Consider the following 22,409-nt stretch of genomic DNA (forward strand, 5'->3'; position numbering starts at 1 on the left):
CGCCACAGCTCCGTCCGGCCCATTGCGCCCGCGTCCCGGGTGCAGGTGTGGAAGCCTTGAGCGGCATGAGCGATGACGAGGCCGCCGCCTGGCAGCAGTGGCACGAACACCGGGTGGACACGGTGTCCGCCCCGTACGGCGCACTGGCCCTGACGGGGACCTTCTGGCTCGCCGACTACCCGGAAGGTCGAATTCCGGCCGTTCCGGGGCAGTGGCGCGAGAACGGCGATGCCGTCCTGCTCACCGCCACGGCGGCCGACGGGCTCGTGCTCGAGGCGAGCCCTTCGCGGGCCGGGCCGAGCTCGGTGCCGACCCCGGTCCGCCCGCCCGCTCCCGGCTGCGGGCGGCCGGCCGGGTCCGACTGGTGCTCATCCGCCGCGAAGGCCTCTGGGCGGTCCGCGTGTTCGACCCCGGATCCGCGGCCCGGCGGGCCTTCACCGGCATCGAGGCCACTCCCTACGACCCGGCGTATGTGCTGCCCGGCCGGTTCCGCCCCTACGACCGGGACCGGACCGTGCAGGTGGCGAACGCGGACGGCCGCCACCGCGGCCTGGACCTCGGCGGCGAACTGCTCTTCGCTCACCGGGGAACCGGGCACAGCCTCCAGGTCACCGTCGACGAGGAGGACGGCAGCCTGTGGGCCGTCTTCGGCGATGCCACCGGCGGAGACTCCAGCTACCGCTTCCGCTTCCTCAGACCCGGCACCCCCGACCCGGGGGACGGCTCGGTGAGCGTGGACTTCAACCGGGCGCTGCTGCCGCCCTGCGCCTTCGCCGACCACTTCGTCTGTCCATTCCCGCCGCCCGGGAACACCCTGCCGTTCGCCGTCGAGGCAGGGGAGAGGCGGCTGAATCCCGCCCTTGCCGACCGGTAACCGCCCACAGCACAGTACCGAGCAGCGCTTGTCAGGACACGGCCAAGACTCGCAACCCACGGGCACCAGCCGTACCGCTGACTGCGCCTCACCGAACCCCCACACCCCCCACGGGAGGACGAGAAGTGAGGATCAAGCGCATCACCCCCACCCGGGCAGCCGCGATCGCGGCCGGCCTGGCCGCCGTCGCCGCGCTCGCCGTACCCGCCACGGCGGCAACCGCCGCCGACGACCAGCCCGCCGGCGGCTACAGCGCCGACCGGCTCGCCTCGGCCGACGCATCACTGCTGCGCGCCGATGTCGCGGGCACCGCCTGGCACACCGACGCGGCCACCGGCACCGTGGTGGTCACCGCCGACTCCACCGTCTCCGCCGCCGACATCGCCAAGATCAAGCGGGAGGCCGGCCGGGACGCCGGCGCCCTGCGCATCGAGCGCACCCCGGGCAAGCTCACCAAACTGCTCTCCGGCGGCGATGCCATCTACGCCTCCAGCTGGCGCTGCTCGGCGGGCTTCAACGTGCGCAGCGGCAGTACGTACTACGTGCTGACGGCCGGCCACTGCACCGACGGCGCGGGCACCTGGTACACCAACTCGTCCCGGACCACGGCCATCGGGCCGACGGTCGGCTCCAGCTTCCCCAACAACGACTACGGCCTGGTCCGCTACGACAACGCCTCGCTGGCCCACCCGGGCACGGTCGGCAGCCAGGACATCACCACGGCCATCGACGCCACCGTGGGCCTGTCGGTGACCCGGCGCGGCTCCACCACCGGCATCCACAGCGGCCAGGTCACCGGCCTCAACGCCACGGTCAACTACGGCGGCGGTGACATCGTCTACGGCATGATCCGCACCAATGTGTGCGCGGAGCCCGGGGACAGCGGCGGCCCGCTCTACTCCGGCACCCGGGCGGTCGGGCTGACCTCGGGCGGCAGCGGCAACTGCTCCTCCGGCGGCACGACCTTCTTCCAGCCGGTCCGGGAAGCGCTGAGCGCCTATGGCGTGAGCGTGTACTGACGGCCGGAGGGCCGGTGCTCCCTGCGCGGGGGTGCCGGCCCTCGTTCGTACGCGAACGCCGGCCGTGCTGCGCGCACTTACGGCGTGGACGCTTTCGGCGCGGCCCCTTACGGCTCGGCCACGTGCGGCGCGGCCGGCGGGATCAGCAGGGCCGCCGCCGAGCGGGCCCGTTCCAGGGCCCGGGTGCGGTCCGCGTCGTGCTGGCCCAGCACCACCCGGGTGCTCAGTCCGTCCAGCAGGGCGAGCAGCTCCGAGGCCCGGGCGGGCAGATCCGTCTCCGCGAACCGGCCCTGCTCCACGCCCTTGGCGAGCAGCGCCTGCAGGTCCCGGTGCCAGCCCGCGTCGATCTCCTCCTGGGCGGCGCGCAGGTCCTCATTGGACGGCGTACGGGCCCACAGCTCGATCCACAGGGTCCAGCGCGGGTCGCGCGGCCCCCGCGCCAGATACAGCTCCAGGAAGAGCTCCAGCTTGCGCTCGGCCGTGACCCGGCGGTGCAGCAGCGCCGCGCGCTCGGTGGTCAGCTGGTCCTCGCTCCAGCGCAGCGCCTCCAGCAGCAGCCGGTCCTTGCTGCCGAAGTAGTACAGGATGTGGCCGCCGCTGGTGCCGAGCCGGTCCGCGAGCTTGGACATGGTCAGCGCCGCGAGCCCGTCCTCGGCGATCGCCGCCATGGCCTCTTCCAGCATCCGCTCCTGGGCGATCTGCCCGTCGCGCCGCCGTGCCGCTCCTGCCACCGCTGCCGCCTTCCGATCTTCCCTGGGCCGACCTTATCCCGGGCAGGGGGTTGACGGGGCTCCGGTCCACCCCTCATCTTGAATGCCATTCAAGAACTTAGAACGCCATTCAAGATCAAGGGTGCGTGCAGCGATGAGTGACGAGATCTTCAGAGTCGAGACGCGCGGCATCGATCCGATCCCGGACAGCGAGCGGCACGGCAGTGCCCGCGACCTCTTCTGGCTCTGGTTCGGCTCCAACCTGACCTTCACCTATGTGATCAACGGAGCCCTGGCCGTCGCCTTCGGCCTCACCTTCTGGCAGGCCACCGCCGTGGTCGTGATCAGTGGACTGGCCTTCTTCGCCATCAGCGCCGCCGGCCTGTCCGGCATCCGCACCGGCACCGCCACCCTGGTCATCTCCCGCGCCGCCTTCGGCGTCCGCGGCAACCTCCCGGCCGGCGTCCTCAACTGGCTGGTCGGCATCGGCTACACCATCCTCAACACCGTCGTCGGCACCCTCGCCCTGGAGGTCTTCCTCGAAGAACTGGGGCTCCTGCACGGCACCCCCGGCCGGGCCGTCGCCCTGTTCACCACCCTCGCGCTGACCTTCGTCATCGCGATGTGGGGCCACGCCACCGTCCAGTTCGCCGAGCGCTGGATGGCCTACGTCCTCGCCGCCGGCTTCGCCGCCCTGCTCGCCTTCCTGCTGCCCGGCGCCGACACCGCCGCCCCCGCGACCGCCGTGCCCGGCCTCTCCGGCTGGAGCCTCGCCTTCGTGATCATGCTGGCGGCCCCGTTCTCGTACCTGCCGATGCCCGCCGACTACACCCGCTACCTGCCCCGCACCACCTCGCTGAAGTCCATCACCTGGTACGGCGCCCTCGGCGGATTCCTCTCCTCCGTCGCCCTGGGCATCGCGGGCGTGGCCGCCGCCACCCAGGCCGATATGACCGACGCCGTCGCCGGCACCGAAAGCCTGCTGCCCGGCTGGTTCCAGCCGATGTTCCTGGCCCTCGTCCTCGGCGGCTCCATCACCAACTCGATCATCACCCTCTACTCGTCCAGCCTGAACCTCCAGGTCCTCGGCATCCCGTGGAGCCGCGCCAAGGCCATCGTGGTCAGCGCCGCCATCACCGGCCTCGGCTCGCTCGCCGCGCTCTTCCTCACCGACTTCACCAGTGCACTGACCTCCTTCCTCTCCCTCCTGATCATCGTGTTCGCGCCCTGGGGCGGGGTCTTCCTCGCCGACATGCTGCTGCGCCGCTGCCGGTACGACGACCACGCCCTGCACGCCGACGGCCCCGAAGGCGCCTACTGGTACCGCTCCGGCTACCACCCGGCCGGCCTGGCCGCACTGCTCACCGGCATCACCTTCGCCGCCCTGACCTGCGACTCCGAGCTGTGGACCGGGCCGCTGGTGGCCCCGCTCGGCGGCGCCGACCTCACCCTGCTCGGCTCGGTCGTCTCCGGCCTCACCTACTGGGCGCTGTACCGCAGGGCGCCCGTCGACAGCCGCGTCCCGGCCACCACGTCCTGACCTTCCGCCCCTCCTCCCTCTTCCTCTCTTCACAGGAGCACCACCCATGAACCACCCCGCCGACCTGCTGCTCACCGGGGCCCGGATCCACACCGTCGACCCGGAACTCCCCGAGGCCGAGGCCCTCGCCGTGCGCGACGGCCGCATCGTGTGGCTCGGCCCGGACGCGGAGGCCGAGCGCTGGGCCGGTCCGGACACCGAGCGGATCGACGCCGGCGGGCGGCTGGTCCTGCCCGGCTTCATCGATGCGCACAACCACGTCCGGCTCGGCTCCGACGACGCCTGCGTACAGCTGGCCGGGGCCCGCACCCTGGAGGAGATCCACGAGCGGATCTGGATCTGGCACACCGAGCACCCGGAGGCCGAGTGGATCGAAGCCGAGGCCTTCGACTACTCCGCAATCCCGGGCGGCCGGATGCCGTGCGCCGCCGACCTGGACCCGGTCACCGGGGACACCCCGGCGATCGTGCTCTCGTACGACGTGCACACGGCCTGGCTGAACACCGCCGCGCTGCGCCGGCTCGGGGTTTCCAGGAACCGTACGGAGCTGCCGTTCGGCACCGCCCAGACCGACCCGGAGACCGGTGAACCCACCGGGTTCGTCACGGACTTCGCGGTCAAGGGCCTCTCCCGGGAAGGCCACCGGGCGCTGCGCGAGCTGGGCGTGCCGTGGGCCGCGCCGGACCGGCAGTACGGGCGGCTCGCCAAGTCCCTGGACGACGCGATCGGTTACGGCATCACGACGGTGGTCGAGCCGCAGAACTCCCTGGACGACCTGGAGCTCTTCGAGCGGGCGCGGGCGGAAGGCCGGCTCCGGTCGCGCATCGTGGCCGCGCTGTTCCACCCGCGCGGCACCAGTGACGCGGACCTGGACGAGTTCGCGGCGGCGGCCGACCGGTTCGCCGACGACCGGCTGCGGGTCGGCCCGCTGAAGCTGTACATCGACGATGTGGTGGAGCCGCGTACGGCCGCCCTGCTGGAGCCGTACGCGGGCTGCGGACACCACCGGGGCGAGACCTTCTACCCGCCGGAGGAGTTCGCGGAGCTGCTCGCGAAGCTGGACGCGCGGGGCTTCCAGTGCTTCGTGCACGCGACCGGGGACCGCGGCATCCGTACGGTGCTGGACGCGGTGGAGCACGCGCGGACGCTGAACGGCCCGCGCGACGCCCGGCACCAGGTGGTGCACGTGGAGTGCCTGGACCCGGCCGACGTGCCGCGGTTCGCGGAGCTCGGCGTGGTCGCCTGCATGCAGCCGAGGCACTGCGCCCCGGAGATCGCCGGGCCGGGCCAGGACTGGGCTTCGAATGTGGGCCCGGACCGCTGGCACAAGGCATGGCCGATGCGGAGCCTGAGCGAGGCGGGCGCGGTGCTGGCGTTCTCCAGCGACTGGAACGTGGCCGAGATGGACCCGATGATCGGCATCTACACGGCGGTCACCCGCTGTCCGCTGGGCGGGGGAGAGCCCTGGCAGCCGGGCGAGACGGTGGACGTGGCGACGGCGGTGCACGGCTACACGATGGGCTCGGCGTACGCGAACTTCCTGGAGGGGGAGCGGGGGTCGCTGACGGTGGGGAAGCTGGCGGACTTCGTGATCCTGTCCCGGGACATCCTGGCGGTTCCGGCGGAGCGGATTCCGGGCACGGTGGCGGAAACGGTGGTGGTGGCCGGCAAGATCGCCCACCGGGCGGTTGCCGGCTCCTGACCCGGCCGTAGCCGTACCCGGGTCCGGGGTCCGGGGTCCGGGGTCCGGGGTCCGGGGTCCGGGGTCCGGGGTCCGGGGTCCGGGGTCCGGGGTCCGGGGTCCGGGGTCCGGGGTCCGGGGTCCGGGGTCCGGGGTCCGGGGTCCGGGGTCCGGGGTCCGCTGCGCGGGGCTTTCCCCACCCCGCCCCTTCCCGAAACCGGGGCTCCGCCCCGGACCCCTCGGGCGCCAGGGCTCCGCCCGGCACCCCGCCCCTGGGCCGGGGCCGGGCCCGTTCCCGGCCCGGACCCCTCGGGCGCCAGGGCTCCGCCCGGCACCCGGTCCCCGGCCCAGCCCGTTCCCGGCCCATCCCATCCCCGGCCCGGCCCATCCCCGGCCCATCCCCGGCGGCCCGTTCCCGGCCTGTCCCGTTCCGGTCCGTCCCGGACCCCGCCGGGTGTCTGGGCTCCGCCCGGCCCGTTCCCGGCCCGGTCCGGGGCGGCGCCCAGGGGTGCGGGGTGCCCGTACCCCGTTCCGGGCCCGGTCCGGGGGTGGTGCCCCGAAGGGCGCCGGGCGGAGCCCGGGCACCTGGGGGTGTGGGGCAGCCCCACGAGCGGGTCCGGGGTCGCAGGCCCCGGTTTCGGGAAGGGGCGGGGTGGGGGAAAAGAAGCCAGCGCCACCGCCGCGCCGACCCCATCGCCCGCGAAGGCAACCAGAGCGCCGAGGCCCGGCCTCACAGGCCCCAGATCCCGCCGAGCAGCGCCCCCAGCCCCCACCAGCGAGCTTATCGAACAAATGTTTCGTACGGGCATTCGAATTGGTCTATGGTGGAGACGGGGGTGGTGTTCACCGAGGGAAGGCAGGAGGCGCGGGTGCCCGGTTTTACGCATCTGCACACCGTTTCCGGGTTCTCCATGCGCTACGGAGGCTCCCACCCGGAGCGGCTGGCGGAGCGTGCCGCCGAGCGGGGCATGGATGCCCTCGCGCTCACCGACCGCGACACCCTCGCGGGCGCGGTGCGGTTCGCCAAGGCCTGCGCGAAGGCCGGCATCCGCCCCCTGTTCGGAGTGGACCTGGCGGTGCCGTCCGCCGGCGGAGCGGACGGCACCGCGGGCACTGGCACCGGTGCCGGTGCCGGCACCCGCACCGTCCGCCGCCGGACCCCGGTCAAGGGCGGCGCCTTCATCGACGAATCCGCCCCCCGGGCGGTCTTCCTGGCCCGGGACGGCGCCGCCGGCTGGGCCGAGCTGTGCCGGCTGGTCACTGCGGCCCACGCGGAAACCGGTACGGGCGCCAGCGCGGAAGCCGGCACGGGCGCCGGCCCCGCCGGGGCAGGGGCGCTGTCGGACTGGGCGGACCTGCGCGCCGGCGCCGGTCTCCACGTTCTGCTCGGCCCCGGATCCGAGGTCGGCCGGGCCCTGGCCGCCGGCCGCCCGGACCGGGCCGCCCGGCTGCTCGCGCCCTGGAGGGAGCTCTACGGCGACGCCCTGTGCCTGGAAGCCGTCCACCACGGCCGCACCGGGACCGGCCCCGGCTCGCTGCGGCTGGCCGCCCGGACCGTCGGTTTCGCCGCCGAGCAGGGCGTCACCGCCGTACTCACCAACGCCGTCCGGTACGCCGACCCCGGCCAGGGCCCGGTCGCCGATGTGCTCGACGCCGCCCGCCGGCTCGTCCCCGTCGACCCCCGCAAGCCACTGGACAGCGGCGAGCGCTGGCTCAAGCCCCCCTCGGCCATGGCCGAGGCCGCCGACCGGATCACCCTGGCCGCCGGCCTGCGCCCGGCCGACGCCCGCCGGCTGCTGGAGAACACCCGGCGCACCGCCGAAGCCTGCACGGTCGACCCCGAGGACGACCTGGGCATCGGCTCGGTGCACTTCCCCGAACCCTGGCTGGTCGGCGCCGCCCACCGCACCGCCCAGCGGGTGCTGGAATCCCGCGCCGGCGCCGGCATGGTGCTGCGCGGTTACGCGGGCAAGCGCGCCTACTGGGACCGGATGCACCACGAGCTCGACATCATCGCCCACCACGGCTACGCCTCCTACTTCCTGACGGTCGCTCAAGTCGTGGACGACGTACGCCGGATGGGCATCCGGGTGGCCGCCCGAGGGTCCGGCGCCGGCTCACTGGTCAACCACCTCCTCGGCATCGCCCACGCCGACCCGGTCGAACAGGGCCTGCTGATGGAGCGCTTCCTCTCCAAACGGCGCCCGGTGCTGCCCGACATCGACATCGACGTCGAATCCGCCCGCCGGCTGGAGGTCTACCGGGAGATCATCGGCCGGTTCGGCGCCGAGCGCGTCGCGACCGTCGCCATGCCCGAGACCTACCGGGTCCGGCACGCCATCCGCGACGTCGGCGCCGCCCTGTCCATGGACCCGGCCGTCATCGACCGGCTCGCCAAGGCCTTCCCGCACATCCGGGCCCGGGACGCCCGCGCCGCCCTGGCCGAACTGCCCGAACTGCGCGAGGTACACGCCGAGCAGGAGAAGTACGGCCGGCTGTGGGAGCTGGTCGAAGCCCTGGACGCACTGCCGCGCGGGATCGCCATGCACCCGTGCGGAGTGCTGCTCTCCGACGCCTCACTGCTCGCCCGTACCCCCGTCGTGCCCACCAGCGGCGAGGGTTTCCCGATGTCCCAGTTCGACAAGGACGACGTGGAGGACCTCGGACTGCTCAAGCTGGACGTGCTGGGAGTGCGGATGCAGTCGGCGATGGCGCACGCCGTTGCCGAGATCCGCCGGGCCGGCGGGCAGCGGCTGGACCTGGACGACCCGGTGCAGGTGCCGCCGGGCGACCCGGCGACGTACGAGCTGATCCGCTCGGCCGAGACACTGGGCTGCTTCCAGATCGAATCGCCGGGCCAGCGCGACCTGGTGGGGCGGCTCCAGCCGTCGACCTTCCACGACCTGGTGGTCGACATCTCGCTGTTCCGGCCCGGCCCGGTGGCCGCCGACATGGTGCGGCCGTTCATCGAGGCCCGGCACGGCCGCGCACCGGTCCGCTACCCGCACGAGGACCTGGCGGACGCGCTGCGCGAGACCTACGGGGTGGTGGTCTTCCACGAGCAGATCATCGAGATCGTGCACGTGATGACCCGGTGCGGCCGGGACGAGGCGGACCGGGTCCGGCGCGGGCTCTCCGACCCGGAGTCCCAGGGCCGGATCAAGGCATGGTTCGAGCAGCAGGCCCGGGAACACGGCTACGACGATGCGGTGATCGCCCGGACCTGGGAGATCGTCGAGGCCTTCGGCTCGTACGGCTTCTGCAAGGCGCACGCGGTGGCCTTCGCCGTGCCGACCTATCAGTCGGCCTGGCTCAAGGCGCACCATCCGGCGGCCTTCTACGCCGGTCTGCTGACCCACGACCCCGGCATGTACCCCAAGAGGCTGCTGCTGGCGGACGCGCGGCGGCGCGGGGTGCCGGTGCTGCCGCTGGATGTGAACCGCTCGGCGGTCGCCCACCGTATCGAACTGGTGTCTGATAATCCGGTGGTGTGGGGGCTGCGGCTCGCCCTGGCCGATGTCCACGGCATCAGCGGGGCGGAGGCGGGCCGGATCGAGGCCGGACAGCCGTACGCCTCCCTGCGCGACTTCTGGGACCGGGCCCACCCGGGCCGCCCGGTCGCCGAACGCCTGGCCCAGGTCGGCGCGTTGGACGCGTTCGGCGCCAACCGCCGCGATCTGCTGCTGCACCTGGCCGAACTCCACGGGACCCAGCGGGCGGTTGGTGCAGGGGGCGGGCAACTCCCGCTGGACGGCGGCCGGTCCACGGCCCGGGCGGGCCTGCCCGACCTCAACGAGGCCGAGCGGCTCAGCGCCGAGCTCGGTGTCCTCGGCATGGACGCCTCCCGGCACCTGATGGGCGACCACCACGCCTTCCTCGCCGAACTGGGCGTGGTCCCGGCACGGCTGCTGCGCAGCACGGAGCACGGGCAGACCGTGCTGGTCGCGGGCGCCAAGGTGGCCACCCAGACCCCGCCGATCCGGTCCGGGCGACGGGTGGTCTTCACCACCCTGGACGACGGGACCGGCCTGGTCGACCTGGCCTTCTTCGACGACAGCCATGCGGCCTGCGCCCATACGGTGTTCCACTCCTTCCTGCTGCTGGTGCGCGGGGTCGTGCAGCGGCGCGGTCCGCAGAGCCTGAGCGTGGTGGGCGCAGCCGCGTGGAACCTGGCGGAACTGGTGGAACTGCGGCAGGAGGGCGGCCTGGACGCGGTCGCGGCACGGCTGGCGGAACCGCTGCCGACCGGTACCGGACCCGCCGACCCCGGCCGCCGCATCCACCTGCCGACGGGCTACGAGCTGAACCCCTGGGCCGACCTCCGGCCGGCCGGGCCCGGCCCGGCGACCGGCCGCAAGCTCTGGCACTCCAGCCCGGGGAGCGCAGGATGACCCCGCACACCGCCCCGACCCCCGCCCCGGTCCCGACCCCCGCCCCGGTCCCGGCAACCGGCCCGGTTCCGGCGGTCGGCCCGGTTCCGGCGGCCGGTTCGGTTCCGGTCCCTGGTCTGGTCCGGGCCCCCGTTCCGGTTCCGGTCCTCGCTCCGGCAACCGGTCCGGTTCCGGCGACCGGTCTGGTTCCGGCTCCCGGTCCGGTCCCGGCCCCCGTCCTGGTCCCGGTCCCGGCCCCCGTCCTGGTCCCGGTCCCCGCCCCCGGTCCGGTTCCGGCGGCCGATCCGGTTCCGGCTCCTGGTCTGGTTCCGGCGACCGGTCCGGTTCCGGTCCCCGGTCTGGTCCGGGCCTCCGTCCCGGGTCCGGTCCCCGCCCCCGGTCCGGGCCCGGCGGCCGGTCCGGTTCCGGCTCCCGGTCCGGTCCCGGTCCCCGCTCCGGCGGCCCGTCGGCCGGCCCCCGCCGGCACCGTGCTGTGCCTGCGGTTCCGGCCGCCGGCCGGTGGGCCGCTCGGGGTGGACGCGTACGCCGGGCTGCTCGATCTGCTCGGCGGACTGACCTCGGTCGTGCAGGCCCTGCCCCCCGACGGAGCCCTCGCCGATGTCCGCGGAGCCCTGCGCTACTTCGGCCGGGACACGGCGGGCCTGGCCGCCCTGATCCGGGTGCGGGCCCTCGCCCTCTACGGTGCGGACTGCGTGATCGGTGCCGCGCCCAACCCCATGCTGGCCCGGATGGCCGCCCGCGAGGCGGCCCCCGGCCGCACCCTGCTGGTGCCGGACACCCCCGACGCCGTACGGGAGTTCCTGGCCCGCAAGCCCGCCGGCGCCCTGGACGGCATCGGCCCGAAGGCGGCCCGCACCCTGTGCTCGTACGGTCTGGACTCGGTCGGCCGGATCGCCGCCGCCCCGCTCGCCACCCTGCAGCGCATCCTCGGCGCCCGGGCCGGCCGCGAGACGCACGAGCGGGCCCACGGGATCGACCGGACCCCGGTGGTGCCCGGCGCGGCGGCCCGCTCGCTGGGTGCCGAGCGCCGATTCGACCGGGACGAACTGGACCCCGTGCACCAGCGCCGGGCCCTGCTCTCCCTGACCGAGGAGCTCGGCGCCCGGCTGCGCGCCCAGGGGCAGGTCTGCCGTTCCCTCTCCCTGACCGTCCGCTGTGCCGACCGCACGCAGCTCACCCGGGACCGGGTCCTGCCCGAACCCACCGCGCACTCCGCCGCGCTGACCGCCACCGCGTACGGCATCCATGCCGGGCTGGGGCTCCAGCGCGCCCGGGTTCGCGCCATCGCCCTGCGCGCCGAGGGCCTGACCCCGGCCGAACGCGCCGCGCACCAGCTGAGTTTCGACCCCGAGGACGACAAGGCGCGCCGGATCGAGGCGGTGGCGGACCGGCTCCGGGCGCGGTTCGGCCCGACGGCCGTGACGCGGGGGACCCTGGCGGCGTAACGCACGAAGAGTGCTTCCGGCCGGCGAACGGTCGGGAGCACTCTTCGGGCTTCGGGCTTCGGGGTGTGGGGAGTCGGGCCGCGGCCGTACTGCTAGTCGATGCGGACCCACATACCGCCGGAGCGGACGCCGGTGAAGTCGGGGGAGTTGAAGAACAGCGGCGGGATGTCGGTGTCGACGCGCAGCTTCGGGAAGCGGTTGAAGAGCACCTCGAACACGATGCGGGTCTCCACCCGGACCATCTGGCCGCCCACGCAGTAGTGGGCGCCGCGGCCGAACCCGAGGTGGGGGTTGGGGGCGCGGGTGATGTCGAAGTCGTCCGGGTTGGTGAACTGGCGCGGGTCACGGTTGGCCGCACCCAGGAACACGCGGAGCAGCTGGTCTTTGGCGATCTTCTTGCCGCCGAGCTCCACGTCCTGGATGGTCGCGCGGTACGAGGCGGCACCCGGGGTCAGGAACCGCATCGACTCCTCGAGCATGCCGGGGATGAGCGAGTGGTCGGCCTTGACCAGTTCGTACTGCTCCGGGAACGACTCCAGGCACAGCATGGTGTTGGCGCAGAGCAGCGGGGTGGCCAGGTGCCCGGCGCCCAGGATGCCGATGATGAAGTTGATGATCTGGTCCCGGGTCATCGGGGTGCCATCAAGCTTCTTGACCTGCGAGAGCAGGCTGATCAGGTCGTCCTTCGGGTCCTTCGTCTTGGCGTCGACGTGCTTGCCGAGCATCTCGCGCAGCGGCTCCAGCGGCTTGGTCAGCTTCTCGAAGTAGCCGTCCTCGCTGCCCTGGTCGACCAGCGTCATCTGGGCCTGCTGGTCCATGTTCTGGTCCACGACCTTGAACATGGTGCGGTCGTCGGCCGGGATGCCCAGGAGCTCGCTGAAGACGATGCCGGCCACCTCGTCGACGAAGTCGCTCAGCAGGTTGAAGCGGCCCATGTTGGCCACTTTGTCGGCGTGGTGGTTGGACAGCTCCAGCACCCGGGACTCGAGGTGCTCGATGAACCGCGGGCTGAACGCGTGGCTGACCTGCTTGCGGATGTTCGCGTGCTCCGGCCCGGTCATCTGGGCCAGGTCGCCGTCGAAGTACTTCAGGGTCTCCTCGTCGAGGCCGAACAGCTTTCCGGAGTCGGCCGAGTAGGCGTCGTTGTTGCTCAGCGCCTCGTTGACCTCCGCGTAGCCGAACACCTCCCAGCGCAGGAGCTCCTCGTTCCACTCGACAGTCTCCGCCGGGCGCTCACCGCGCAGCCAAAACTTGTCCTGCGCAAAGCCCCAGCGGTCAGCGAAATCTGCCACGGTCTTCCTTCCATTGATGGAACCTACAGCAACGGTCTCTAGGATCCGGCCAATCCATGACGCTAGCGGCTGGACGGCCGAGTGGCCACATTGTGGTGGCCGAGAACGCCTCCGTGCAGGGCTCCCCCCATATCGTGCGGGCCAAGGTAGCAGCTGGACGTGCTCTTTTCTCCGGTTGTCCTGTCAACGGGACATCATGCCGCGACATCCGCTGCTGCTTGGGAAAACAGTGACTGTTCGACCGTGGGGCGAGGTCCTGGCGGGCGCGCCCGGCGGGTGCCAGGTGACCGGCCGCGGTGCTTTGACTTTGTCTTGACTTCGATCCCGCGCGGCAACCACCATGTGGAAGCAATTCGAATGGCGCCCATCCGGAATGCGGGCATTCTGCTTATCCCGGCCTATCCCCGCGTGGCCTGCCGGCCCCCCTTGGCCGTACCCGGCCCGGCAGGCCTGCCCGTATTCCGGAATGAATACGCATTCGCAAAGCAGCTGCGATAAACCCTAATGAGGAGCGTTCGACAGTGACGGCTGAAGTGACTGAGTCCGAGTCCGTGCAGGAAACCCCGGCGTGGCTGAGCGCGCTGCGCGAGGCGCTGGACCCGCACAGCGTGCGCCGCCTGGCGGCGCTCGACCCCAAGCCGGACTGGAACTGCCTGGAGATCGGCGCCGGTTCCGGTTCCACCTCGCGCTGGCTGGCCGAGCGCTGCACCTCCGGCAAGGTGACCGCCACCGACATCGAGCTCGGCGCGCTGAGCGACTCGGGCTACCCCAACCTGGAGATCGTCCGTCACGACGTCACCACCGAGGACTTCCCCGAGGCCTCCTTCGACCTCATCTACGCCCGCTACGTCTTCAGCCACCTGCGCAGCCGCGACGCCGACCTCGCCAAGGTCGTCTCCTGGCTGAAGCCGGGCGGCTGGCTGCTGCTGGAGGAGCCCGCCCAGTTCCCCGTGGAGTCCGCGCAGGACGAGGACTACCGCGAGGTCAGCCTGGCCACGCTCAAGCAGTACAAGGAGCAGGTCGGCACCGACCTCACCTGGCCGCGCACCTTCCCCGCGCCGCTGGTCGAGCTGGGCCTCGAGGAGATCGGCCTGGACGGCGACCTGTCGCTGGTCGGCGCCGGCCGGCCGATGAGCCTCTTCTGGGGCGAGGCCATCAAGGGCTGGGGCCCGATCGTGGTCGCCGCCGGCGGTGCCACCGAGGAGCAGGTCGAGAAGGCGGCCGGCCGCATGTACCAGAAGGACTTCTGGGACCTGGGCCTGGCCACCATGGCGGTCTGGGGCCGTCGCCCCGCCTGACCCTGCCTGACCCCACCCGACTGTTGACAGCCTGGCCGGCTCTGCCGGCCGGGCCTGTCGGCGTTTGGCCGGCGGGCCTTGAACTCGCTCCGCACTGGTGCGGGGCTCGACGCGCGAGTTTTTACTGACGCGTAACTTCCCTGTCTTACTACTCGCCCGTAATTTGGCGGTCAGCAGCACCCCTTGTGATCCGGATCACGGGAGTTCCCCCACATCCCCATCCCCTTGACCCGCAAGGAGATCACTCGATGCTGCCCTGGAGACGCCTGCTCCGCCCGCTGGCGGCCCTCGCACTCGCGGTCGCCGCACTCGCCCCCACCACCACTGAGGCAACCGCCGCTGCCGCCCCCAGCAGCGGCTGGAACAACTGGTCCTGCAAACCCTCCGCCGCCCATCCGCGCCCCGTGGTCCTCGTCCACGGCACCTTCGGGAACTCGGTCGACAACTGGCTCGGCCTCGCCCCGTACCTGGTGCACCGCGGGTACTGCGTCTACTCCCTCGACTACGGCCAGCTGCCCGGAGTGCCGTTCTTCCACGGCCTCGGCCCCATCACGAAGTCGGCCGGACAGCTCGACGTGTTCGTCGACAAGGTGCTCGCCGCCACCGGGGCGGCCGAGACCGACATCATCGGCCACTCCCAGGGCGGCATGATGCCGCGTCACTACCTGAAGTTCCTGGGCGGTGCCGACAAGGTCAACGCGCTGATCGGGCTCGCTCCCGACAACCACGGGACGACTCTGATGGGGCTCACCAAGCTCCTGCCGTTCTTCCCCGGGGCCGAGGACCTGCTCAGTACCGCGACCCCGGGGCTCGCCGACCAGATCGCCGGGTCCGCCTTCCTGAACAACCTGAACGCGGGCGGTGACACCGTGCCCGGTGTCGCCTACACGGTCATCGCCACCAAGTACGACGAGGTGGTCACCCCGTACCGCAGCGGGTTCCTGGACGGGCCGAACGTACGCAATGTGGTCCTCCAGGACCTGTGCCCGGTGGACTTCTCCGAGCACGTCGCGATCGGCCTCATCGACCGGATCGCCTGGCACGAGGCGGTCAACGCGCTCGATCCCGCACATGCCGAACGGACCACCTGCGGCTCGGTCTTCGACTGAGCCGCAGGCGGTCCGCCCACCGGGGGTCAGCGGCCGTGCCGGCCCCCGGTGGCGCGGCGGCGGGCAACGCCGAACATCACGGCCGCACCGATCGCCAGGACGCCGGCCCCGGCGATCGCGATCATCGGCGTGGCGCTGTCGCCGCCGGTCGCGGCCAGATTGCCGTTGCCGTCGCCGTTGTCACCGCCGTCCGCCGCGACCGGGACGGCGGCCGAGGCCGACGGCGCGGTCGGCACCGGGGAGGACGACCCGCCGTTGGTCTTCGGGTCGTTGTCCCCGTGCCCGTTGTGCTCGACCGAGGACTTGTCCCGGCCCCGGTCGATCTGCTCGTCCGTCGGGGCGGAGGGCAGGGCGGAGGGCTGCGCCGAAGGCTGCCGGGAGGGCTGCCCGGTCGGGGTGGTGCCCGGCTGCGTACCGGGCTTGGTGCCGGGCGTGCCCGGCTTCCCGCCCGGCGTGCCGTTGTCCTTGCCGAAGACCACGTCCGAGCAGGTGTAGAAGGCCTCCGGGCTGTCCGAGCGCTGCCAGACGCTGTAGATCAGGTGCCGGCCGGACTTCTTCGGGACGGTGCCGGTGAACACGTAGTCCCCGCCCTGCATCTTCGGGTCGGTGGCCGTCGCGAACGGCTTCGCCTCCAGGTCGGACCACTTCAGCGGCCGGGACGGGTCGTACCCGTCCTTGGTGATGTACAGGGCGAAGGAGCCCCGGTGCGGAGCGGTGCCCTTGTAGCGGAAGGTGTGCCCGCCCGCCGCCATCGGGCTGGCCGGCCAGTCGCCCCGGGCCAGGTCGAGGCCCCGGTACTTGTCGTTGCCGGCCGAGCACAGCTTGCCGTCCGGGATCAGCGCCTTGTGCTGCCCGGCCGCATTGGCGATGTTCACCGCGTTCCAGTCGTAGAACGCCTGGGTCCCGCTGGCCGCGACCGCCGCCTTGCAGGCCGCCGAGCGGGGCGATTCCGGACCTTCGGCGTAACAGGCCGCCACCCGGCTCACCGGGTCGGTCATGGAGCCGTGCGCGGCGGCCGGCGTGGTCGCGTACGCCGCCACGGCGAGCGGCGCGAGACCGAGAGCGGCGATGCGGGTGGCCGTACGGCGAGCGGGCATGGGTGGGTCTCCTTCGGGCGGCACATGGTTCGGTGGGCCGGAGCAGCGGAGGCTGTGCGGCGCCGCGACCCGTGGGTCGCGGCGCCGCCTCCGGCCTTCCCTGGCCCGGCCAAGCTAGCCACTCCGAACACGGGTTTGGCCCGTCCCGGGGCCCACGGGCCGATCCTTAGGGTCCTCTTAAGGGGGCGCTAAGCGGGCCGACAGATAGCGTGCTCCGCATGATCGTTTCGCCCCCGTCCCAGCCCCCGTCCCCGCCCCTGCCCCAGCCCCCGGGCCGGCCCCGGCTCGCCCGGGCCACGGACCTGCCGGCCGTGCGTGCCGTGACCGATGCCGCGTACCACCCCTACATCGAACGGATCGGAATCCGGCCCGCGCCGATGGACGCCGATCACGCCGCCGAGGTGGCCGCCGGGCACGTCTTCGTGCTCGGCGAGCCGGTGGCGGGCCTGGTGGTGCTGGTCCCGGCCGAGGACCATCTCTTCCTCGACAGCATCGCGGTGCATCCGGACGCCCATGGCACCGGCCTGGGCCGCACCCTGCTCGGCTTCGCCGAGACCCGGGCCCGCGAGCTGGGCCTGCCCGAGATCCGGCTCTACACCAACGCACTGATGTGGGAGAACCGGAAGCTCTACCCGCGCTACGGCTACGAGGTGGTGGAACGCCGGGTCGACGGCCCGTACGACCGCTTCCACTACCGCAAGCCGCTGGGCTGACCGGTCAGCCCAGCAGCTCGGCCAGGCCGCCCTCTTTGGCGATCCGTTCCAGCTCGTCGAGGGCGGCGAGGGCCTGCCGGGCCGCCTCCGGGTCCCGCCGGGCCAGGCCGCTGTCCGCGAACTCGTCCTCGTCCAGCCGCCGTACGTCGGTGCCGTCGGCCGAGACCCACAGGTCGAGGTCGAGGTCCTCGACCACGAGCTCGGCCGGCCCGTCCGTCTCGCGCAGCACCGCGGGGCGGGTGATGTCGCAGTACCAGCCCTTGAGCTCGCCGTCGCCGGTCCGGACCTCCTTGACCGCGTACCAGCGGTCCCGCCAGTAGTGCTCGATGAACACATCGCCCGGTTCGAACCGGACGAACCCGAAGTCGCGGACGTCCGGCGCCGCCCAGGGCGCGCGGACCCCGATCCGGGTGCCGTCGTCGCCGAGCAGCCCCGCCCGGTACCGGATCTTGGTCCGTCCGGCCTTGACCAGCACCACGTCCAGGAACTTCCTCATGCTTCCGAACTCCCTGCCAGTCGCTTTGCGTAGCGCGTCTCAGCGGCGCAGATCTCGTACCCGAACCACTCGTTGATCGCGAGCATCGGGCCGTTCCCGCTGTCGTTCCCGGTGAAGGCCTCGGTGTAGCCGGCCGCCCGGGCCCGGTGCAGGGAGGCGGCCTTCGCCAGCTTGGCCAGGCCGCGCCCGCGATGGGCGCGCCGGGTGCCGGTCATGGCCGAGGCGTAGCGGCCGGCGCCGTCGGTGTGGGCGGCGGTGAAGGCCGCGACCTCGCCGTCGACCAGGGCGACCACGGTCAGCTCCTTGTCGAGGGCGGGATGGTTCCAGGTGGACCGGAGCCAGTCCTGGTAGTCGTCCAACTCGGTGCCCACGTCGCTCGGTTCGTCGGCGGTGGTCTCCGCGTCCGCCGTGAACAGCGGGCGCGGGTCGGCGGCGAAGGCCGAGGCGGGCCGCAGTTCCACCCCGGCCGGCAGCTCCGGCACCGGGGGCAGGGCCGCGTGCGCCAGATCGAGCCGGAGGAAGTGCGCGGACCGGCCGGCCCGGTAGCCGTGACGCTCGGCGAAGGCCCGGTTGGCGGGCTCGTCCAGTACCCAGACGAACAGCTCGGTGGCGCCCTCGGCCGCCAGGTACGCCTCCGCTGTGCGCAGCAGCGCGGTGCCGGCGCCGAGACCCCGGCGGTCCGGGTGGACGTAGGTGTTGGCGAAGGACCGGCCCGGTTCCGGGCTCTCGTACGCGAATCCGACCTGGGCGGTGCCGATGACCTCGCCTTCCGCGGTCTCGGCGACCAGCAGCCGGTAGCGCTTGTCGGGGTGGGCGCCGGCCAGTTCGAAGCCGGTGATCTCCGGGGTGGCGATCATGAACGGCAGGGCGGCGCGGCGCACCCGGACGAAGGCTTCCAGGTCGGCGGGGTCGGTGGGGCGCAGGTCCCGGACAAGAATGGTCATGCGCCGGACGCTATGCGCCACGTCCGGCCACCCGCCTCCGAATTTCCGGACCGATGGCGCACAATCTGCCGTGTGACCTCGACGAATCTGAAGATCACCCTGGACCGGGCGGCCGATGCGGCGGCCCCGTACGAGCAACTGCGCGCGCAGATCGCCGAGCAGGCCCGGTCGGGCGGGCTGCCGACGGGCTTCAAGCTGCCGACGGTCCGCGGGCTGGCTGAGGAGCTGGGCCTGGCGGCGAACACCGTGGCGAAGGCCTACCGGGCGCTGGAGACGGACGGGGTGATCGAGACCCGGGGCCGGCACGGCACGTTCGTCGCGGCGGCGGGCGATGCGTCTCGCCGCGAAGCGGCGGGCGCGGCGCAGGCGTACGCGGAGCGCGCCCAACGCCTCGGCCTCACCTTCGACGAGGCCGTGACCGCCGCCTTGGACGCTCTTCGGGCGCGCTACGGCCAGTAGCCGGGATGGCAAGAGCCGGGATGGCCGGGCTGCGGCCGGCCCTGCCGGACGCGTGCCCCCCGGCGGCGGTCAGAGGTACAGGCCGGCCGCCGGGCTGTGCGGCTGCGGCGGCAGGACCGCCGCCGGGCCCGCGCCGCGGCGCAGGGCGAACAGCTCGGCCAGGGTCGCGCCCTCGCGGGACACGCCCTCGTCCGAGCCCAGCCAGTCCACCGCCTCGTCGTGGGTGAGCTTGCCCACCTCGATACGGGCCAGGCAGCGGCCGGGCCGGACCACCGCGGGGTGCAGCCGCTCCAGGTCCTCGTTGGTGGTGACGCCGACGAGCACGTTGCGGCCCTGCCCCAGCAGACCGTCCGTCAGATTCAGCAGCCGGGACAGTGCCTGACCGGCCGTGTGCCGGGCCTCACCGCGGATCAGCTCGTCGCAGTCCTCCAGCAGCAGCAGCCGCCAGCGGCCCTTGGCGGTGCCCTCGTCCTCGCCGATCGCGATGTCCATCAGATAGCCGACGTCGTTGAACAGCCGTTCCGGGTCAAGGACGCAGTCCACCTGGCACCAGTCCCGCCAGGACCGGGCCAGCGTCCGCAGCGCCGAGGTCTTGCCGGTCCCCGGCGGCCCGTGGAGCAGCAGCAGCCGGCCCGCGATGTCGTTCGGGGTCACCTTCATCAGCCGGTCCATGGCGGTGGCGACCGGTGCCGTGTAGTTCGGCCGGACCTCCGCCCAGGTGCCGGCCGCGATCTGCCGCGTCGTCCGGTACGGGCCGCGCCGCGGGGACACGTACCAGAACCCCATGGTGACGTTCTCCGGCTGCGGTTCGGGCTCGTCCTGGGCCCCGTCCGTGGCCTGGCCGAGCACGCTGGAGGCCAGTTCGTCGCTGACCGCCGTCACCGTCACGTCCGCGCCCCGGCTCCAGCGCGACACCAGCATGGTCCAGCCCTCGCCCTCGGCGAGCATGGCGCTGCGGTCGGTGTCGCGGGCCGAGCGCAGCACGGTGGCCGAGGGCGGCAGCAGGGTGGCTCCGGCCTTGACCCGCTCGATGGTGACGCTGTGCGAGTACGGCTGCTCGCCGGAGGCGAACCGGCCGAGGAACAGCGCGTCGACCACGTCCGACGGTGAATCACTGTCATCCACGTTGAGCCGGATCGGCAGCGCGTGCTGTGGGTCGTCTGCGGTGACTGACATGGCGCCCATGATCCGGCACGGAGTGCCCGCGTGCACCCGTGTTTCAGCGGTTCGTTCGCTGGATCGGGTGTGCAACTTCCCTCCTCAAACGAGTTCCACGGTGAAGATTCCGCCCGGATCACCCCGCCATCCCCATGCCGAACATTCTTGGCATGGACACTTCCTGAACCCTCCAGCTCCTTGTACGACGTAACTCGACGCACTCGTCGGTAACCCCCCCCACAAGGAGCCGCATCCATGAGACTGTCGCGCTTCGCCTCGTTAACCTCCGCCCTGCTGCTGGCCGCAGGAGCCGCCCTGTTCGGCGCCTCCTCGGCCGCCGCCGCGCCGCAGGCCGACTTCGGCTATGTCGCGCTCGGCGACTCGTACTCCTCCGGTGTCGGTGCCGGGAACTACGACAGCGGCAGCGGAAACTGCAAGCGGACCAGCCGCGCCTACCCGGCACTCTGGGCCGCCGCCAACTCCCCGCAGACCTTCGCCTTCACCGCCTGCTCGGGCGCCCGTACGGGTGATGTGCTCGCCAACCAGCTCGGACCGCTGAACAGCGGCACCGACCTGGTCAGCATCACCGTCGGCGGCAACGACGCCGGATTCTCCGACGTCATGACGACCTGTGTGCTGCAGTCCGAGTCCTCCTGCATCAACCGGGTCAACCAGGCCAAGGCCTACGTGGACTCGACCCTGCCCGGCAAACTCGACCAGGTCTACAACGCCATCTCGGCCAAGTCCCCGGCGGCGCGGGTGGTCGTCATCGGCTACCCCCGCTTCTACAAGCTCAACGGCAACTGCCTGGCCGGGCTCTCCGAGGGCGAGCGCGCCGCCATCAACGGCGCGGCGGACCACCTGAACGCCGCTCTGGCCAAGCGCGCCGCCGACCACGGCTTCGCCTACGCCTCGGTCGTCGGCGCCTTCACCGGCCATGAGATCTGCTCCGGCAGCGCCTGGCTGCACAGCGTCAACTGGACCAACATAGGCGAGTCGTACCACCCCACCGCCGCCGGCCAGTCCGGGGGCTATCTGCCCGTCTTCACCAACGCCGCCTGATCCCGGCCTGATCTCGGCCTGACCTCGGCCTGCTCGGGGACCAGTAGAGGATCAGTAGGCGATCAGCAGGATCAGTGCCACCAGCGCAGCCAGCAGCACCAGCACTCCGGCCGTGAGCACCAGGCCGGCCCGGCGCGGTACCGCCTCATCCGGCGGTGCCGGCGCCGGGGACCCGCCGCCGGCCGTGGTCCCGTCCGCGGTCCGGCCCCCGGCCGGCGTCTGTGCAGGGCCCGACACCGGCCCGCCGTCGGCCCGTACCCGGCCGCCCGCGCCCACCACCCGCAGCATCCGGGCGGCCTCCGCCACCGGCAGCCGGTCCGCCGGATCCCGTCGCAGCAGCCCCTCCAGTACGGGTGCCAGCGGGCCCGCCCCGCCCGGTGCGGGCACTCCCGCCACGCCCTCCCGCAGCGGCGGCGGCGCGGCCCCGGCCACCGCCGCGTACAGCAGCGCACCCAGCGACCACAGATCCGACTCCGGCCCCGGCTCCCGCCCGGACAGCCGCTCCGGGGCCAGGAACGCGGGCTCCGTACCGGCCGGCTGCAGCAGGCCGAAGTCGCTCAGCATCACCCGGCCGTCATTGCCCAGCAGCACATTGGCCGGCTTCACGTCCCGGTGCAGCACCCCCGCCTCGTGCGCGGAACGCAGTGCGACCAGCAGCTGCTCCCCGAGGTGCGCCACCCGCTGCGGGGGCAGCGGCCCGTCGGCCGCCAGCACCTCGGCCAGCGACAGCCCGCGGACCAGCTCCATCACGATCCACGGCCGGCCCTCCTCGGTGGCCACGTCGTGCACCCTGACCACCCCGCGGTGGGTGATCCGGGCCGCGGCCCCGGCTTCCCGCGCCACCCGGTCGTACAGCTCACGGGCCGCCGCGGGGGCGGTGCCGGCCGGGGCGCGGACCTCCTTGACCGCGACCTCGCGGCCCAGGACCTCGTCCCGGGCCCGCCAGACGATCCCGGTGGCGCCCTCGCCCAGCGGGTCCAGCAGCCGGTACCGGCCCGCGATCACCCGTCCTCCGGCCGCTGCTCCGCCCGGTGTCCCGTCCGGTGTTCCGTCCGGTGTTCCGCTCGGCTCTCCGCCCGGTGTTCCGCTCACCCGAGCCCCCTCAGCTCCGTCGGCCGGCC

At 72.9% G+C, this 22,409-nt stretch carries 17 protein-coding genes and 1 pseudogene; 11 read left to right on the forward strand and 7 right to left on the reverse strand.

Going from position 1 to position 22,409, the window contains the following annotated elements; translation table 11 throughout:
- The first annotated feature begins 65 nt into the window (after positions 1 to 65).
- A pseudogene (locus DEJ50_RS26450) lies at positions 66 to 874 on the forward strand (DUF1684 domain-containing protein).
- 125 nt (positions 875 to 999) lie between these two features.
- Positions 1,000 to 1,893 (forward strand): S1 family peptidase, encoded by an 894-nt coding sequence (locus DEJ50_RS26455; RefSeq protein WP_150210593.1) that lies wholly within the window; start codon positions 1,000 to 1,002, stop codon positions 1,891 to 1,893.
- 107 nt (positions 1,894 to 2,000) lie between these two features.
- Here the strand turns inward: DEJ50_RS26455 and DEJ50_RS26460 are convergent, their stop codons facing one another.
- The gene (locus tag DEJ50_RS26460; protein ID WP_150210594.1) at positions 2,001 to 2,624 is read right to left on the reverse strand and encodes a TetR/AcrR family transcriptional regulator; all 624 of its coding nucleotides are present in this window, start codon (positions 2,622 to 2,624) and stop codon (positions 2,001 to 2,003) included.
- A gap of 133 nt (positions 2,625 to 2,757) precedes the next feature.
- On the opposite strand from DEJ50_RS26460, the gene DEJ50_RS26465 reads away from it, so the two are divergent.
- The 4 genes from DEJ50_RS26465 to DEJ50_RS26480 all read left to right on the forward strand — a co-directional run bounded on the left by DEJ50_RS26465 (position 2,758) and on the right by DEJ50_RS26480 (position 11,660).
- Positions 2,758 to 4,143, forward strand: a complete 1,386-nt coding sequence (locus DEJ50_RS26465; RefSeq protein WP_150210595.1) for a purine-cytosine permease family protein — start codon at positions 2,758 to 2,760, stop codon at positions 4,141 to 4,143.
- A gap of 46 nt (positions 4,144 to 4,189) precedes the next feature.
- Positions 4,190 to 5,845 (forward strand): amidohydrolase, encoded by a 1,656-nt coding sequence (locus DEJ50_RS26470; protein ID WP_150210596.1) that lies wholly within the window; start codon positions 4,190 to 4,192, stop codon positions 5,843 to 5,845.
- A gap of 800 nt (positions 5,846 to 6,645) precedes the next feature.
- Entirely contained in the window at positions 6,646 to 10,215 is a 3,570-nt protein-coding gene (locus tag DEJ50_RS26475) for a DNA polymerase III subunit alpha (protein ID WP_223837920.1), read from the forward strand.
- Between the two features lie 476 nt (positions 10,216 to 10,691).
- Entirely contained in the window at positions 10,692 to 11,660 is a 969-nt protein-coding gene (locus DEJ50_RS26480) for a hypothetical protein (RefSeq protein ID WP_223838172.1), read from the forward strand.
- Between the two features lie 92 nt (positions 11,661 to 11,752).
- On the opposite strand, the gene DEJ50_RS26485 is transcribed toward DEJ50_RS26480, so the two are convergent.
- Complete coding sequence (locus tag DEJ50_RS26485) at positions 11,753 to 12,952, reverse strand: cytochrome P450 (protein WP_150210597.1); 1,200 nt, start codon at positions 12,950 to 12,952, stop codon at positions 11,753 to 11,755.
- A gap of 533 nt (positions 12,953 to 13,485) precedes the next feature.
- Between DEJ50_RS26485 and DEJ50_RS26490 the strand changes: the two genes are divergently transcribed.
- Together DEJ50_RS26490 and DEJ50_RS26495 are read left to right on the forward strand one after the other, a co-directional pair.
- The gene (locus DEJ50_RS26490; RefSeq protein ID WP_150210598.1) at positions 13,486 to 14,250 is read left to right on the forward strand and encodes a class I SAM-dependent methyltransferase; all 765 of its coding nucleotides are present in this window, start codon (positions 13,486 to 13,488) and stop codon (positions 14,248 to 14,250) included.
- A 248-nt stretch (positions 14,251 to 14,498) separates the two neighbouring features.
- Positions 14,499 to 15,359 (forward strand): esterase/lipase family protein, encoded by an 861-nt coding sequence (locus DEJ50_RS26495; protein WP_150210599.1) that lies wholly within the window; start codon positions 14,499 to 14,501, stop codon positions 15,357 to 15,359.
- A 26-nt stretch (positions 15,360 to 15,385) separates the two neighbouring features.
- Here DEJ50_RS26495 and DEJ50_RS26500 read toward each other — a convergent pair whose 3' ends face one another.
- Positions 15,386 to 16,456 (reverse strand): lytic polysaccharide monooxygenase, encoded by a 1,071-nt coding sequence (locus DEJ50_RS26500; RefSeq protein WP_150210600.1) that lies wholly within the window; start codon positions 16,454 to 16,456, stop codon positions 15,386 to 15,388.
- A 218-nt stretch (positions 16,457 to 16,674) separates the two neighbouring features.
- Here DEJ50_RS26500 and DEJ50_RS26505 point away from each other — a divergent pair, with 218 nt between their 5' ends.
- Positions 16,675 to 17,169, forward strand: coding sequence for a GNAT family N-acetyltransferase (locus tag DEJ50_RS26505; RefSeq protein WP_150210601.1), 495 nt, complete (start codon positions 16,675 to 16,677; stop codon positions 17,167 to 17,169).
- A 4-nt stretch (positions 17,170 to 17,173) separates the two neighbouring features.
- Here DEJ50_RS26505 and DEJ50_RS26510 read toward each other — a convergent pair whose 3' ends face one another.
- Positions 17,174 to 17,665 (reverse strand): DUF402 domain-containing protein, encoded by a 492-nt coding sequence (locus DEJ50_RS26510; protein ID WP_150210602.1) that lies wholly within the window; start codon positions 17,663 to 17,665, stop codon positions 17,174 to 17,176.
- Positions 17,662 to 18,609, reverse strand: a complete 948-nt coding sequence (locus tag DEJ50_RS26515; RefSeq protein WP_150210603.1) for a GNAT family N-acetyltransferase — start codon at positions 18,607 to 18,609, stop codon at positions 17,662 to 17,664. The genes DEJ50_RS26510 and DEJ50_RS26515 overlap by 4 nt, the downstream gene beginning before the upstream one ends.
- 72 nt (positions 18,610 to 18,681) lie before the next feature.
- Here DEJ50_RS26515 and DEJ50_RS26520 point away from each other — a divergent pair, with 72 nt between their 5' ends.
- Entirely contained in the window at positions 18,682 to 19,068 is a 387-nt protein-coding gene (locus DEJ50_RS26520; RefSeq protein ID WP_223837921.1) for a GntR family transcriptional regulator, read from the forward strand.
- A gap of 69 nt (positions 19,069 to 19,137) precedes the next feature.
- Here the strand turns inward: DEJ50_RS26520 and DEJ50_RS26525 are convergent, their stop codons facing one another.
- The gene (locus DEJ50_RS26525) at positions 19,138 to 20,244 is read right to left on the reverse strand and encodes a DUF5925 domain-containing protein (RefSeq protein ID WP_150210605.1); all 1,107 of its coding nucleotides are present in this window, start codon (positions 20,242 to 20,244) and stop codon (positions 19,138 to 19,140) included.
- 237 nt (positions 20,245 to 20,481) lie between these two features.
- Between DEJ50_RS26525 and DEJ50_RS26530 the strand changes: the two genes are divergently transcribed.
- Positions 20,482 to 21,288, forward strand: a complete 807-nt coding sequence (locus DEJ50_RS26530; RefSeq protein WP_150210606.1) for an SGNH/GDSL hydrolase family protein — start codon at positions 20,482 to 20,484, stop codon at positions 21,286 to 21,288.
- Between the two features lie 51 nt (positions 21,289 to 21,339).
- Here DEJ50_RS26530 and DEJ50_RS26535 read toward each other — a convergent pair whose 3' ends face one another.
- Positions 21,340 to 22,293: a serine/threonine-protein kinase gene (locus tag DEJ50_RS26535; protein ID WP_150210607.1), complete on the reverse strand. Its 954-nt coding sequence runs from the start codon at positions 22,291 to 22,293 to the stop codon at positions 21,340 to 21,342.
- Positions 22,294 to 22,409: the final 116 nt, after the last annotated feature.

This window comes from Streptomyces venezuelae (assembly GCF_008642295.1).
GTDB lineage: Bacteria > Actinomycetota > Actinomycetes > Streptomycetales > Streptomycetaceae > Streptomyces > Streptomyces venezuelae_C.